Annotated in this window: 14 protein-coding genes; 8 read left to right on the plus strand and 6 right to left on the minus strand. The window is 72.4% G+C overall.

Annotation, left to right across the window (positions count from 1 at the left end; genetic code table 11):
- Nucleotides 1–69 precede the first annotated feature (69 nt).
- Complete coding sequence (locus tag VH969_RS28565) at nt 70–606, plus strand: TetR/AcrR family transcriptional regulator (RefSeq protein WP_331979806.1); 537 nt, start codon at nt 70–72, stop codon at nt 604–606.
- Nucleotides 607–686: 80 nt separating this feature from the next.
- On the plus strand, nt 687–1,364 hold the full coding sequence (locus tag VH969_RS28570; RefSeq protein ID WP_331979808.1) for a GAF and ANTAR domain-containing protein: 678 nt from the start codon (nt 687–689) through the stop codon (nt 1,362–1,364).
- A gap of 3 nt (nt 1,365–1,367) precedes the next feature.
- On the opposite strand, the gene VH969_RS28575 is transcribed toward VH969_RS28570, so the two are convergent.
- Together VH969_RS28575 and VH969_RS28580 are read right to left on the minus strand one after the other, a co-directional pair.
- Nucleotides 1,368–1,715, minus strand: a complete 348-nt coding sequence (locus tag VH969_RS28575) for a DUF3618 domain-containing protein (RefSeq protein WP_331979810.1) — start codon at nt 1,713–1,715, stop codon at nt 1,368–1,370.
- Nucleotides 1,712–2,131 (minus strand): phage holin family protein, encoded by a 420-nt coding sequence (locus tag VH969_RS28580; protein WP_331979812.1) that lies wholly within the window; start codon nt 2,129–2,131, stop codon nt 1,712–1,714. The genes VH969_RS28575 and VH969_RS28580 overlap by 4 nt, the downstream gene beginning before the upstream one ends.
- Nucleotides 2,132–2,375: 244 nt before the next feature.
- Between VH969_RS28580 and VH969_RS28585 the strand changes: the two genes are divergently transcribed.
- Nucleotides 2,376–4,808, plus strand: coding sequence for a response regulator (locus VH969_RS28585; protein ID WP_331979814.1), 2,433 nt, complete (start codon nt 2,376–2,378; stop codon nt 4,806–4,808).
- Nucleotides 4,809–4,832: 24 nt separating this feature from the next.
- Here the strand turns inward: VH969_RS28585 and VH969_RS28590 are convergent, their stop codons facing one another.
- Both VH969_RS28590 and VH969_RS28595 read right to left on the minus strand, forming a co-directional pair.
- The gene (locus tag VH969_RS28590; protein WP_331979816.1) at nt 4,833–5,195 is read right to left on the minus strand and encodes a VOC family protein; all 363 of its coding nucleotides are present in this window, start codon (nt 5,193–5,195) and stop codon (nt 4,833–4,835) included.
- A gap of 10 nt (nt 5,196–5,205) precedes the next feature.
- Complete coding sequence (locus tag VH969_RS28595) at nt 5,206–6,441, minus strand: cation:proton antiporter domain-containing protein (protein WP_331979818.1); 1,236 nt, start codon at nt 6,439–6,441, stop codon at nt 5,206–5,208.
- Between the two features lie 121 nt (nt 6,442–6,562).
- Between VH969_RS28595 and VH969_RS28600 the strand changes: the two genes are divergently transcribed.
- The gene (locus VH969_RS28600; protein ID WP_331979820.1) at nt 6,563–7,144 is read left to right on the plus strand and encodes a dihydrofolate reductase family protein; all 582 of its coding nucleotides are present in this window, start codon (nt 6,563–6,565) and stop codon (nt 7,142–7,144) included.
- A gap of 114 nt (nt 7,145–7,258) precedes the next feature.
- Entirely contained in the window at nt 7,259–8,401 is a 1,143-nt protein-coding gene (locus VH969_RS28605) for an acyltransferase family protein (protein ID WP_331979822.1), read from the plus strand.
- On the opposite strand, the gene VH969_RS28610 is transcribed toward VH969_RS28605, so the two are convergent.
- Nucleotides 8,402–9,109, minus strand: a complete 708-nt coding sequence (locus tag VH969_RS28610; RefSeq protein ID WP_331979824.1) for a sulfite exporter TauE/SafE family protein — start codon at nt 9,107–9,109, stop codon at nt 8,402–8,404.
- Nucleotides 9,110–9,178: 69 nt separating this feature from the next.
- On the opposite strand from VH969_RS28610, the gene VH969_RS28615 reads away from it, so the two are divergent.
- Nucleotides 9,179–10,003, plus strand: a complete 825-nt coding sequence (locus VH969_RS28615) for a dihydrodipicolinate synthase family protein (protein WP_331979826.1) — start codon at nt 9,179–9,181, stop codon at nt 10,001–10,003.
- 7 nt (nt 10,004–10,010) lie between these two features.
- Complete coding sequence (locus tag VH969_RS28620; RefSeq protein ID WP_331979828.1) at nt 10,011–11,345, plus strand: enolase C-terminal domain-like protein; 1,335 nt, start codon at nt 10,011–10,013, stop codon at nt 11,343–11,345.
- Here the strand turns inward: VH969_RS28620 and VH969_RS28625 are convergent, their stop codons facing one another.
- Nucleotides 11,346–11,834: an MSMEG_6728 family protein gene (locus tag VH969_RS28625; RefSeq protein ID WP_331979830.1), complete on the minus strand. Its 489-nt coding sequence runs from the start codon at nt 11,832–11,834 to the stop codon at nt 11,346–11,348.
- Between the two features lie 65 nt (nt 11,835–11,899).
- On the opposite strand from VH969_RS28625, the gene VH969_RS28630 reads away from it, so the two are divergent.
- A partial coding sequence (locus VH969_RS28630) for a histidine--tRNA ligase (RefSeq protein WP_331979832.1) occupies nt 11,900–12,913 on the plus strand: 1,014 nt, incomplete at its 3' end.

Raw genomic sequence — 12,913 nt, forward strand, 5'->3', positions numbered from 1 at the left:
CCCCCCCCCCCCCCCCCCACGCCGCGCTACACATTGCTCGGCCGAGCAACTGTGCGCTTGGATGAGCAAATGCGCACCGCACGCCGCTCGCAGATCATCGAGGCCGCCATCGACACGATCGCCGTCGAGGGCCTCGCCGGAACGTCGTTCGCCAAGATCGCGAAGTCCGCGGGGCTGTCCAGCACCGGCCTGATCTCGTACCACTTCGCGAACAAGCGCGAGCTCATGGACGAGGTCGTGCGGGTCGTCGGCGAGGAGGTAGCCGAGCTCGCCGATTGGCGCATGCGCGAGGCGGACGGGCCTGCCGAGCAGCTGCGCGCCTACCTCGCCGCCAACATCGAGTACGCCGCCAAGCACCACACCCGGCTGCGCGCCGCACGGGCCATCGGCCTCCCCGAGCCGGACGACCGCCTGCCCGGGCTGCTGCGCGCGGGCCAGCGCTACGGCGAGTTCCGCTTCTTCGACGTCGACCTCATGACGCTCGCCATCCGCTCGGTCCGCGACGGCGTGCTGGAACGGCTCGCCGTGGGCTCCGCCCCGGCCGACCTCGACGCCTACACCGACGAGCTCGCCACGATCTTCGAGCTCGCCACCCGTGGCACCTGACGTACGGACGACAAGACCGGCCTGTCTCTCGACCGGCGCCGCCGTCGATGCATCGGTTGTGCATCGGTTAGTGTGACGGCGTGGACCTGGCCACCTCGCTCGCCCAGATGGCGCGCGACCTGCTCGCGCAGGAGACGGTGCAGCAGACGCTGGACCGCGTCGTGGCGCACGCCGTGGCACTCGTGGGCGGCTGCGACGCCGCGGGAGTCCTCACGCTGGAGTCCGGCACGCCGCGCACCCTGGCCGCGACGCACGACCTCGCCGTCGAGTCGGACCGGCTCCAGGCCGAGATCGGCGAGGGCCCGTGCCTGGACAGCACCCTGCGGGACGAGCGGGTCTACCGGATCGAGGACATGGCCACCGAGGCGCGCTGGCCCTGCTACGCGCCCAAAGCCCGCGAGCTGGGCATCGGCAGCGCGATGGGCTTCCTGCTGTACACGCGGGAACGCAACCTCGGCGCGCTGAACCTCTACGGCGGCGCACGGCGGGCGTTCACGGAGGGCACCGAGCACGTCGGCTGGCTGCTCGCGTCGCACGCGGCCGTGGCGTTCGCCAGTGCGCGGTCGGACGCGCAGCTGCAGGCGGCGATCGCGAGCCGGCAGGAGATCGGCGAGGCGCTCGGCATCGTGATGGAGCGTCACAAGATCACCGAGGAGCAGGCCTTCGACCTGCTGCGCCGGCGTTCCCAGGAGCAGAACGTCAAGCTCCGCGAGCTCGCCCGGCAGCTCGCCCGGACCGGCGAGATACCCGAGCGGTAGCCCTCAGCGGTTCCGCACCTTCGACCACACCATCAGCGCCGTGATGGCGGCCGCGATCCCACCGAGCGGGATGGCCGGACGGCGGATCATGATCACCCACACCGGCAGCAGCTTCTGCGCCACCGGGTCCGGCAGCTTGCCGACCAGCCCGGTACCGGCCGCCTCGACCTGCTCCATCCGCTGCCGCGTGGCGGCCTGCACGCGGTCCTTCACGTGCGTCCGGTCGCCCAGCGCCGCGACGGTCTCGGCCAGCTCCTGGCGGGTCAGCTCGGCATCCGTGCGCAGGTCGGCGTCGGTCGGCTCCTCGCCGGGCATCCGCAGGCGGTCCTGCTCTTCCTTGTTGGTCGTCATCGCTGCACCGCTTCCTTGACCACTTGGATGTCCTCCTTGGCGTGCTCGACGGCCTCCGAAGGCATCGGCGACCCCTTGCGGAACTGGCTCCGCCCCACCAGCGCGGCCACGGCCGCGCACAGCAGCACGGCCCCGCCGACGATCATCGCCGCGACCCACGCGGGCATGACCTGCGCCAGGAGCAGCACGATCCCGGCGAGGACGACGGCCGCCCCGTACCCGGCGAGCACACCCGCCGCGCCGATGCTGGCCGCGCCGATCCCGGCGTGCTTGGCCTTCTCCTGCACCTCGCGCACGGCAAGGCGGACCTCGGTGCGGGCGAGATGGCTGAACTGTTCTGTCAGGTCGCGAACGAGTTCGGCGGTCGACTTCTCGCCGGCCGGCTTGTTCGCACCGACGTCCGATATCGAGCTCATCTTTGCTCCCTCCTCGACCAGGACTTACCCGCGTCGAGGAGCCGGAAACGCAGCACTACCCGACGTGACGGTCGAGAACGAACGGTCTCGACGCGCCGAGAGGGGGTAGGGGTTTGTGACGCCGGCCGGGTCGCCATAAGATGCTGCACCCAGCCGGTTGAGCCACCAGCCGAGCAGACACTGTCACGCGATCGCGGGCGCCCCCAACGAAAAGGTCGGCCGCGGTGTTTGCTTGGAGAAACCAATGGACGCCTCCGACCGGTTGCGGTCGCTGTTCGACGGCCCCGACAGAACGGCCGCGGCGCTGCGGGCCACGGACTGGTCCCGCACCCCGCTCGGACCGGTGGAGACGTGGTCGGACGAGTTGTGCGCGGCGATCCGCACCGTTCTCCCGTCCCGCATCCCGATGCTGCTGTGGTGGGGTCCCCAGCTCCTGCAGATCTTCAACGACGCCTACACGCCGCTGCTCGGCGACAAGTATCCCGACGCGATCGGCCAGCCCGCCGCCGAATGCTGGCGCGAGATCTGGGCCGAGCTCGGACCGCTGGCCGAGACCGCCATGTCCGGTGAAGGCGCCACCTACGCCGAGAACCTGCTGCTGCTCATGCGCCGGCACGGCTACCTCGAGGAGACGTACTGGACGTTCTCCTACAGCCCGGTCCGGGCCGCGGACGGCACGATCGCCGGCATCTTCGTCGCGACCGCCGACGAGACCGAGCGGGTGCTGTCCGACCGTCGCATGGAAACACTGCGCGGGCTCGGCACGCTGTCGACTGCGGTGGCGCAGACGGCGAGCGACGCCTGCCGCGGCGCGGTCGAGGTCCTCGCGCGCAGCCGCGCCGACGTGCCACTCGCGCTCGCGTACCTGCGGAACGAGGAGTCCGGCGAGCCGGCTCTCGTCGCGTCGATGGGCGTGCGCGAGGGCGGCGAGATCGCTCGCGACGTGGTCGCCCGCGTGCTCGACACCGGCGAGACCGCCGTGCTCGACGACATCGCGGCGCGCTTTCCCGGCGTCCACGTGCCGGGCGGCGGGTCCGGCGACGCGCCCGTCGACCGAACCCTCGTGGTGCCGCTGCTGGCGTTCGGCCGGAGCAGGCCGGCCGGCGTGCTCGTGCTCGGCGTCAGCCCCTACCGCGCGCTCGACCTGCAGTACCGGGTGTTCGCCGAGCTCGTCGCGGGCCAGGTGTCGACCGCGCTGACCGACGCGCTCGCCTACGAGGCCGAACGCGCCCGGGCCGCCGCGCTCGCCGAGCTGGACGCGGCCAAGACCCGCTTCTTCGAGAACGTCAGCCACGAGTTCCGCACGCCGCTCACGCTGCTGCTCGGCCCGCTCGAGACCGTCCTCGACCAGCACGGCGACCGGCTGCCCGCCCCCGCGCGGGAGGCGCTGGCCACCGCGCACCGGGCGGCGCTTCGCCTGCAGCGGCTGGTCGACACGCTGCTGGACGTCGTCCGTGCGGAGGCCGACGAGCTGTACGCCCGGCCCGAGCCGACCAACGTCGCGCACCTCACCGAGGACTGCGTGTCGATGTTCCGCTCCGCCGCCGAGACCGCCGGAGTCGAGCTGATCGTGGAGATCTCCGACGAGGTCCGCGCGACCGGCCGGATGGTCGTGCTGGACCGGGAGATGTGGGCCAAGATCGTGCTCAACCTCATGTCGAACGCGGTCAAGTTCACCGACTCCGGGTCGATCACGGTCATCCTCTCCTCGGAGTCCGGCCGGCTCGTGCTCGCGGTCGCGGACACCGGCGTCGGCATCCCGCCGGGCGAGCTCGGCCCGATCTTCGACCGCTTCCACCAGGTGGCTGGCACCTCCGGGCGCAGCCGCGAGGGCACGGGGATCGGCCTGTCGCTCGTCCGTGACCTCGCCGCGGCCATGGGCGGGACCGTCGAGGTGACCAGCATCGAGGGCGCGGGCAGCACCTTCACCGTCTCCGTGCCGGAGAAGGTGCAGCACGCGGCCGGTCCCGAAGGCGACGGGCACCGGCCGGAGCTGGCGAAGGCGTTCGCGGGGGAGGCCGCCCAGTGGCGGCCAGCCGCACCCGTGCCCGACGAGCCGGGCGGCATCCTGCTGGTCGAGGACAACGCCGACATGCGCGACTACCTGACCCGGGTGCTGGCCGAGCAGGGCTGGCCGGTGCGTGCCGTCGGCGATGCGGACGCGGCCATGGCCCACGCACGCGCGAACCGGCCGGAGCTGATCCTGAGCGACGTCATGCTGCCCGGTCGCGACGGCCTGGCGCTGCTGCGCGAGATCCGTGCCGTCGAGCCGCTCAACCGCGTACCGGTCGTGCTGCTCACCGCGCGGGCGGGCGCCGAGTCGGCCGTCGACGGGCTGCGCGCCGGCGCCGATGACTACGTGGTCAAGCCGTTCCACCGGGACGAGCTGATCTCGCGGGTGCGTTCGCACCTGGAGCTGTTTCGCTTGCGTGAGCAAGTCGTCGCGGACAACGAGCGCGAGGCCGTGACGTTGCGCGGCGCGCTCGACAGCCGCAGCACGGTGAGCCAGGCGGTCGGGCTGCTGATGGCGACCCACCGATGTGCGGCGGACACCGCGTTCCAGCAGCTGGTGGCCGTGTCGCAGGCGACGAACCGGAAGGTGCGCGACATCGCGGCCACCGTCGTCGCCGACTTCACCGCGGAGCTGACCCCGAGCGAGCCGACCGCCGGCGCGTAGCCCGGTGGCAAGTCAGGTGGCTGGTCAGGTGCGCGGGTGGAGCACGCAGAACTCGTTGCCCTCCGGGTCCTGCATGACCACCCAGTGGAAGTCCGGCTCGCTCGCCACCACGTTCGCGCCCAGCCCGACCAGACGCTCCACTTCGGACTCCCGGGTACCCGACCGCGGCACGATGTCCAGGTGCAGCCGGTTCTTCACGGTCTTCTCCTCGGGTACCGGCTGGAACAGCACCATCGGCTCGCCTTCGCGGCCGATCTCGACGTACTCGGTGCCACGCGAGTCGGTCCACCGCTTCACGACCTCGTAGCCCAGCGCCGCGCACCAGAACCGCGTCACCAGCGAGGTGTTGCGGCAGTCGACAGCGAGGCAGAGCAGGCGACTGGTCATGCCGGTCACGCTAGTCGGGAACCCGCTCGTGCGCCCCGCGCCGCTCCAGCCACGCCATCGCCGGACCGGACGACACGCCGTGCACCACGACGGACAGCGCCACGGCGAGAGCGGCGGTCCGCCACACCGCGTCCGGCGCCACGTCCGCCACCGTGGCGGCGCCGAACGCGAGGTAGAAGAACGTGCCCACGCCGCGCACCCCGAAGAACGCCACCGCCACGGACGCCGGCCGGGTCGTCGGCGCGCCGATCAGCGCCAGCGTCCCGAGCACCGGCCGCACCACGAGCACGACCGCGACGGCGACCAGCACTTCGACGAGCCGCAGGCCGCCGAGTAGGCCACTGCCCAGCGCCACGCCGAGCGCCACCAGCGCGACGGTCACGAACAGCCGCTCGAGCTGCTCGCCGAACTCGTGCAGCACCGCGTGGTAGCCGTGCGACCGCTCGCTCGCCCGCACGACGGCCGCGGTCACGAACACCGCGAGGAACCCGTAGCCGCCGACCAGCTCGCTCAGCGCGAACGGCAGGAACGCGATCACCAGCACGACCAGGCCGTCCGAGTACTCGCCGAGCCGCACCCGCTCGCTGTCCGCGCGGAACATCAGCCAGCCGAGCACCTTCCCGCACACCCAGCCGATCGCCAGGCCGGCCACGAGCGGCACGGCGACCTCCGTGATCCCCCACTCGAGCGGCGGCTCCTTCGGGGCCGCCACCGCGAGCGCGGCGAGCACGAACGGCATCGCGAGCCCGTCGTTGAGGCCCGCCTCGGTGGTGAGCGCGAACCGCACCTCGTTGTCGGGGCCCTGCACCTGCTCGGCGTGCGGCTCCGGCACCTGGACGTCGCTCGCGAGCACCGGGTCCGTTGGGGCGAGCGCCGCGCCGAGCAGCAACGCGGACGCGACGTCGAGGCCGAGGAAGCCGGACCCGAGCCCGGCCACCGCGAGGATCGAGAGCGGCATCGTGATCGCGAGCAGGCGCCACGTCGAGCTCCACGAGCGCCTGCCGAGCGGCCGGTCCGCCTTGAGCCCGGCGCCCGCCAGGGCCACGAGCAGCCCGATCTCGGTGAACGTCTGGACCGCGCCGACGTGCTCGCGCGGGTCGAGCGGCTCCGACCATGGCAGCAGGCCCAGCAATACGCCGATGACGAGCAGCACGACCGGCATCGACAGCGGCCGGTCGCGCAGCACGCGGGGCAGCAGCGCCGCGAACAACGCGAGCACGCCCGCGATCCCCAAGGTGATCACCATTCGGCGCGGATACCCCCAGGTGAACGCCTGCATGCGCCCCGCCTTCGCCCCGACCGATGAGTTCGCGCGGCCGGCGGCGTTACACCTGCGACCGACACGATCGAGCGAGAAGGAGCAGAACATGAGCAAGGTCGTCGCCCACATGTCGATGTCGCTGGACGGCTTCATCGCCGACCCCGACGACGGCTGCGACGAGCTGTTCGGCTGGTACCGCAACGGCGAGGTGGAGGTGCGAAGCCACGACCCGCGCTGGACGTTCCACGTGACGTCGGCGAGCGCGCCGTGGCTGCGCGGGGCGTTGGACCGCGCCGGGGCGCTCGTCTGCGGCCGGCGGCTGTTCGACCACACGCATGGCTGGGGCGGCAACCACCCGTCCGGTGCGCCCCTGGTCGTCGTGACCCACCGGCCCGTCGAGGACTGGCCGCACCCGGTCACGTTCGTCACCGACGGCGTGCCGAGCGCCGTGGCGCGGGCCCGCGCGATCGCGGGTACTGCCGACGTGGCGCTCGGCGGCACGACGATCGTCCAGCAGGCCCTCGACGCCGGGTTGCTGGACGAGATCCAGGTGAACCTGATTCCCGTGCTGCTCGGCGAGGGCATCCCGTTCTTCCCGAACCTGACGCGCAAGCCGGTGCGCCTGTCGGATCCGGCGGTGATCGAGGGCCGGCAGGTCACCCACCTGCGGTACCAGGTGCTGCGCTAGGCCGCATTGGCATCCATCGCGCGAAATACACAATCTGCAGCCGCCCCGGCTCGTCGCTGTAATCGGGGCCTTGGTCACTGGACAAGATCGAGCCCGTAGGCGACAGTCGGGACGGTGAACGGTCAGCGGCTTCCCCAGGTCGACAACGTGAAGACCGCGCTGGTCGCGTGGGTCATCGGGGCCCACGCGCTGCTCGGGTACTCCGCGGTCGGCGGCTGGCCGTACGACGAGGTCAACGAGACCACGTTCATGCCCGGCGTCGAGATCGTGCTCGCCGCGCTCATCGGGCCATCCGGGCTCTTCATCATCGGCGGGTTCTTCTTCCTCGCCGGGCTGTTCACGCCGCGTTCGCTCGAGAAGAAGGGGCTCCGGCGGTTCGCCGCCGACCGCGCACTTCGGCTCGGGCTGCCGTGGGCGGTCTCCGCCTTCCTGGTCTGGCCGCTCACCATGTGGTTCGCCTACCGGGTCGCGGGGCACCACGAGTCCGTCATCGGCGTGGTCACCGAGCGCTATCCGCTGCTCGACTCCGGGTCGCTCTGGTTCACGTTAGTGCTGCTGATCTTCTCGATCGTCTACGGGTTCTGGCGCACCGCCGACCCGGCCGACCCCGACGCGCCCGCCCCGGGCGCCGGGCTCCTCGTCGTGCTCGCACTGGGCATCGCGGTCTCCTCGTTCCTCATCCGGCTCGTCTTCCCCGCGAAGAGCGGCCAGATCTTCGACCTCCACCTCTGGCAGTGGCCGCAGTGCGCCGCCATGTTCGCCCTCGGCGTCGCCTGCGCCCGACACGGCTGGGCCCGCGAGATCCCCGAACGCCTCCGCCGCGGCAGCGCCACCATCGCGGTCGTCACGATCTGCCTCATCCCGATCCTCGGCATCGCGGTCGGCATCACCGACCTCGCCGCCGACATCGACCCCTTCCTCGGCGGCTGGCGCTGGCAGGCCGCGGCCACCGCGCTCGCCGAGGGCATCCTCGTCGTCTCCGGCTCCATCTGGCTGCTCGGCCTCGCGCAGCGCCACCTGACCCAGCGGGGCCGCTTCGCCGCCGCGTGCTCGAAGGCCGCCTTCCCCGCGTTCGTCATCCAGGGCCCGATCCTGATCCTGATCGCCCTCGCGCTCCGGCCGATCTCCGCGCCTGCCGAGGTCAAGGCGCCGCTCGTCGCCGCGCTGGCGCTGACGTCGTCGTTCTGGCTGGCCTGGCGCTTCGTGTCCAGAGGCAGGCGGGGCGAGCCGGCCAGGGAGCGGCGCCACGCGCAGTGATCACGTGAACTGCTGCACCGCGAGCAGCGCCGCGCCGGTGAGGGACAGCGCCATCGCGGCCATGCGGGTACGTGGCACGTCGAGCCGCCGGCCGATCGGGCGGGCGAGCACGAACCCGACCGCCGCCGCGGGCACGAGGAGCAGCGCGTACCACAGGTCCGCCGCCTGCACCGACCCCGCGAACGTCAGCGCGCCCAGGCTCATCGCGGACCCGACGAGGAAGAACGCGCCCATCGTGCTGCGCAGCCGCGGCCCGGCGAACCGCGCCCACACCATCGCCATCGGCGGCCCGCCGATCGACGTCGTCGTGGCCATCATCCCGGACATCGCTCCCGCGACCACGACCGCGCCTCGTGTCGCACGCGGCCGGAACCCGTACACCGTCACCGCGACGCCCGCCACCACGGTCACCACCATCAGCAACGCGAGTGGCCGCGCCGGCAGGAAGGCCACGAGCAGCGCGCCGGCGACGACCCCGGGCACCCGCCCGGCGAGGGCCAGGCCCGCCCCGCGCACGTCCAGCGACGCGCGGTCCTGCACCAGTACGGCCGCGGTGACGCAGCACGCGAGCACCAGGTTGACCGTCGGCACCAGTGCCGGTTCGACCAGCGCGAGCACCGGCGCGGTGATCATCCCCAGCCCGAACCCGATCGTGACCTGCAACAACGTCCCCACCAGCACCACGGCGCACAGCACCGCGAACCCCACGACGCTCACACCTCATCGTGGCATCGCTCGCCCCCTAGGCTTGGGTGACGCTCATGACAGGGAGCCCGCATGACGGTCGATCCCGAAACCCTTCGGGCCGAGCTCGGCGCCGGGCTGCTCTGCTTTCCCATCACCCACGCACGCGAGGACTTCGGCCTCGACGAGGGGCGCTACCGCGAGCACGTCGCCTGGCAGTCGTCGTTCCCCGCGGCCGCGCTGTTCGCCGCCGCCGGCACCGGCGAGTTCCCCGCGCTGACGCCACCCGAGATCGGGCAGGCGATACGCGCTGCTGTCGCCGCCTCGACCGTGCCGGTGATCGCGCCCGCCGGGTACGGCACCGCCGACGCGGTCGCGATGGCGTGCGACGCCGAGGAGGTCGGCGCGGCTGGCGTGTTCCTGCTGCCCACGTACCTGGCCGTGCTGCCGCCGGACGCGCTCGCCGCGCACGTGCGCGACGTCTGTGCGGCCACCGCCGTCGCCGTGATCGTCCACGACCGGGACGGCCTCGTGCCGCGCCTGGCCGACGACTGCCCGAACCTCGTCGCCTTCCCGGCCCCGCACGACGACGGCCTGCCCGATGTCCACACGCGACTCCGCGGCACGCTGCCCACCACGTGCGGACAGATCGTCAACTTCGCGCCGCGGTTCGCCCACGACCTGGACACCGCGATGCGCGAGGGCGACTCGGTCGCCGTCTACCGCAAGCTCGAGGAGTTCGTCCTGCCGTATCTGGAGATCCGCGACCGCCGGCCCGGCTACGGCATCGCGACCGTGAAGGCCGCGCTGGCCGCGCTCGGCCGCCCGGCCGGTCCGGTACGCCCGCCGCTCACCGACCTCACCGCGACCGAGGTCGGCGAGCTCAAAGCGTTGCTGGACAAGGTGAACGTGGCGTGAGCGGGCCATGTCGTTGAGCCCGCCCCGGGTGAGCGGGTACCGGGTCGTGCCGGTCGCCGGCCGGGACAGCATGCTGCTGAACCTGAGCGGCGCGCACGGCCCGTACTTCACCCGGAACCTCCTGATCCTCACTGACTCCGACGGTCGCACAGGTGTCGGCGAGGTGCCCGGCGGCCCCGCGATCACGACCACGCTGACCGACGCCCGGGACCTCGTGCTCGGCGCCCGGATCGGCGCGCACGACGCCGTGCTCAACGCCGTAGCCGCGCGCTTCGCCGGCCGCGACGCGCTCGGCCGCGGCCGGCAGACGTTCGACCTGCGGGTGACCGTGCACGCCCGCGCCGCGATCGAGACGGCGCTGCTCGACCTGCTGGGGCAGCTGCTCGATCAGCCGCTGGCGGCGTTGCTGGGGGAGGGGCGGCAGCGGGACCGGGTGCCCGCGCTGGGCTATCTGTTCTTCGTCGGCGACCGCGCGCGGACCGACCTCGACTATCGCGACGAGTCCACATCGGACGACACGTGGTGTCGCGTGCGGAACGAGCCGGCACTGGACGCGGCCGGCATCGTCACGCAGGCCGAGGCGGCGCGGAACCGGTACGGCTTCGCCGACTTCAAGCTGAAGGGCGGTGTGCTCCCGGGCGACGAGGAGGCCGCCGTCATGTCCACATTGGCGGAACGCTTCCCCGAAGCCCGGCTCACCCTCGACCCCAACGGCGGCTGGCTCCTCGCGGATGCCGTGCGCCGCGGCCGCGCGCTGCGCGACGTGCTCTCGTACGCGGAGGACCCGTGCGGCGCCGAGGGCGAGTACTCCGGCCGCGAGATGCTCGCCGAGTTCCGCCGCGCGACCGGCCTGCGTACCGCGACCAACATGGTCGCCACCGACTGGCGCTCGCTCGGCCACGCGATCCGGCAGTCCGCTGTGGACATTCCACTGGCCGACCCGCACTTCTGGACGCCGCGGGGGTCGGTGCGGGTGGCGCAGCTGTGCCAGGCGTGGGGGCTGACCTGGGGCTCGCACTCGAACAACCACTTCGACGTGTCCCTCGCGATGTTCACCCACGTGGCCGCGGCCGCGCCGGGGGAGATCACCGCGCTCGACACCCACTGGATCTGGCAGGACGGCCAGCGCCTGACGACCCGGCCGATCCGGCTCGCCGACGGCCACCTGAGCGTCCCGGACGGCGGCGGTCTGGGAGTCACGCTCGACCTGGACCGGGTGGAGGCGGCGCACGAGCTGTACGAGAGAAGGCGGCTCGGCGCCCGGGACGACACCGCGGCCATGCGCTACCTGGTCCCGGGCTGGACCTTCGACCCGAAGCGGCCCGCGCTGGAGCGGCGCTGATCAGCCGGGGCCGATCCGCACGCGGCGGGCGCGGTCCGAGGCCGGCCAGACGTAGGGCAGGTCGTCGGGGACGTCCGGGAAGTACGTCCGGTAGTGGCCGGGGTCCTTGCGCACGAGCGACGAGCGGTGGCTGCGGTGCAGCGCCTCGTCGCCGAACCACGGCGGCAGCTCGCCCGCGGCGGCGAGCTCGGCCTGGGGCCGGGCCGACGCGAGGCCGACCAGTTCGGCCAGGTCGGCACGCAGGCTGGTCGCGCACGTGTCGGCGTGGCCGGTGGCCGTCCACTCGGCGCAGACGGCGAGTCCGTAGCTCGCCAACGCCTCCTCGTAGCCCGCCCACATCGCCACGGCCGGGTGGTGCTGCCAGCCGTAGCCGGGCACGGTGAGCGCGCGCAGCACCTGCAGCGCCTCGACGCGCTGCTTGCCCAGCCGCCGCGGGTCGAGCACCCGCGCGGTCTCGGCGAAGTCCGGGTACGGGAGGAAGGTCTGCACGCGCGGTGGATACCCGCAGGTGGTGCCGCTCAGTCCGGCCGAGCCGCCTCGATAGGCTGAACTGCGTGTCCCAGTTCTTGCCGACCGCTCCATACCGCGGCACCCGCGACTTCCTGCCGCCCGAGATGTCGGTCCGCATGCAGGTGTTCGGCCAGCTCTACGACGTGATCGAGCGCTACGGCTACCAGCGCTACGACGGCCCGATCCTCGAGGCCGTCGAGATCTACGAGGCCAAGTCGAGCCGCGAGATCGTCGAGCAGCAGCTGTACACGCTCACCGACCGTGGCGACCGGCGGCTCGCGCTGCGCCCGGAGATGACGCCGTCGGTCGCGCGGATGATCGCCGGTAACGCGGGCAAGCTGCAGTTTCCGGTCCGCTGGTACAGCCATCCGAACTGCCACCGCTACGAGCGACCCCAGCGCGGCCGGGTCCGTGAGCACTGGCAGATCAACGTCGACGTGTTCGGCTCGGACAGCCCCGCCTGCGAGATCGAGTTCTTCGAGCTGATCCACGACCTCATGGCCGCGGTCGGCGCGACCCCGGACATGTGGGTGCTGCGGGTCAACGACCGCGTCCTGCTCGACGCGATGCTCACCGGGATCGTCGGCATCGCGCCCGACGCCGTGCGCGACGTCGCGGGGCTCGTGGACCGCTGGGAGAAGTACCCCGCCGACAAGCTCGCCGCCGACGCCGCCGCGATCGGCCTGTCCGACAAGCAGTTCGACCGGCTGGGCGAGGTACTCACCGGCGGCCGCGCCGTGCTCGACGAGCTCCCCGCCGAGGTCAAGGAGCAGTCCAAGCTCGTCGAGGTCATGCACACCGCGGCCGGCGAGCTGGTGCGGTTCGACCCGCTGATCGTGCGCGGGTTCGACTACTACACGTCGACGGTCTTCGAGGTCTTCGACACCCACCCGGACAACCGGCGCTCGCTGTTCGGCGGCGGCCGCTACGACAACCTGATCGAGTTGTACTCCGCGCAGCGCATCCCGGCCTTCGGGTTCGGCATGGGCGACGTGACGCTGTTCGACTTCCTCGGCACGCACGGCCTGCTGCCCGAACCGCGCAACGAGACCGACGCA

It is taken from the genome of Actinophytocola sp., assembly GCF_036555685.1.
GTDB lineage: Bacteria > Actinomycetota > Actinomycetes > Mycobacteriales > Pseudonocardiaceae > Actinophytocola.

Excerpts from the sequence above, each read along its gene's own strand:
- VH969_RS28585 (WP_331979814.1), top strand. The coding sequence starts at position 2,376 with ATGGACGCCTCCGACCGGTTGCGGTCGCTGTTCGACGGCCCCGACAGA.
- VH969_RS28615 (WP_331979826.1), top strand. The coding sequence starts at position 9,179 with ATGACGGTCGATCCCGAAACCCTTCGGGCCGAGCTCGGCGCCGGGCTG.
- VH969_RS28600 (WP_331979820.1), top strand. The coding sequence starts at position 6,563 with ATGAGCAAGGTCGTCGCCCACATGTCGATGTCGCTGGACGGCTTCATC.
- VH969_RS28575 (WP_331979810.1), bottom strand. The coding sequence starts at position 1,715 with ATGACGACCAACAAGGAAGAGCAGGACCGCCTGCGGATGCCCGGCGAG.
- VH969_RS28595 (WP_331979818.1), bottom strand. The coding sequence starts at position 6,441 with ATGGTGATCACCTTGGGGATCGCGGGCGTGCTCGCGTTGTTCGCGGCG.
- VH969_RS28580 (WP_331979812.1), bottom strand. The coding sequence starts at position 2,131 with ATGAGCTCGATATCGGACGTCGGTGCGAACAAGCCGGCCGGCGAGAAG.
- VH969_RS28565 (WP_331979806.1), top strand. The coding sequence starts at position 70 with ATGCGCACCGCACGCCGCTCGCAGATCATCGAGGCCGCCATCGACACG.
- VH969_RS28590 (WP_331979816.1), bottom strand. The coding sequence starts at position 5,195 with ATGACCAGTCGCCTGCTCTGCCTCGCTGTCGACTGCCGCAACACCTCG.
- VH969_RS28620 (WP_331979828.1), top strand. The coding sequence starts at position 10,011 with ATGTCGTTGAGCCCGCCCCGGGTGAGCGGGTACCGGGTCGTGCCGGTC.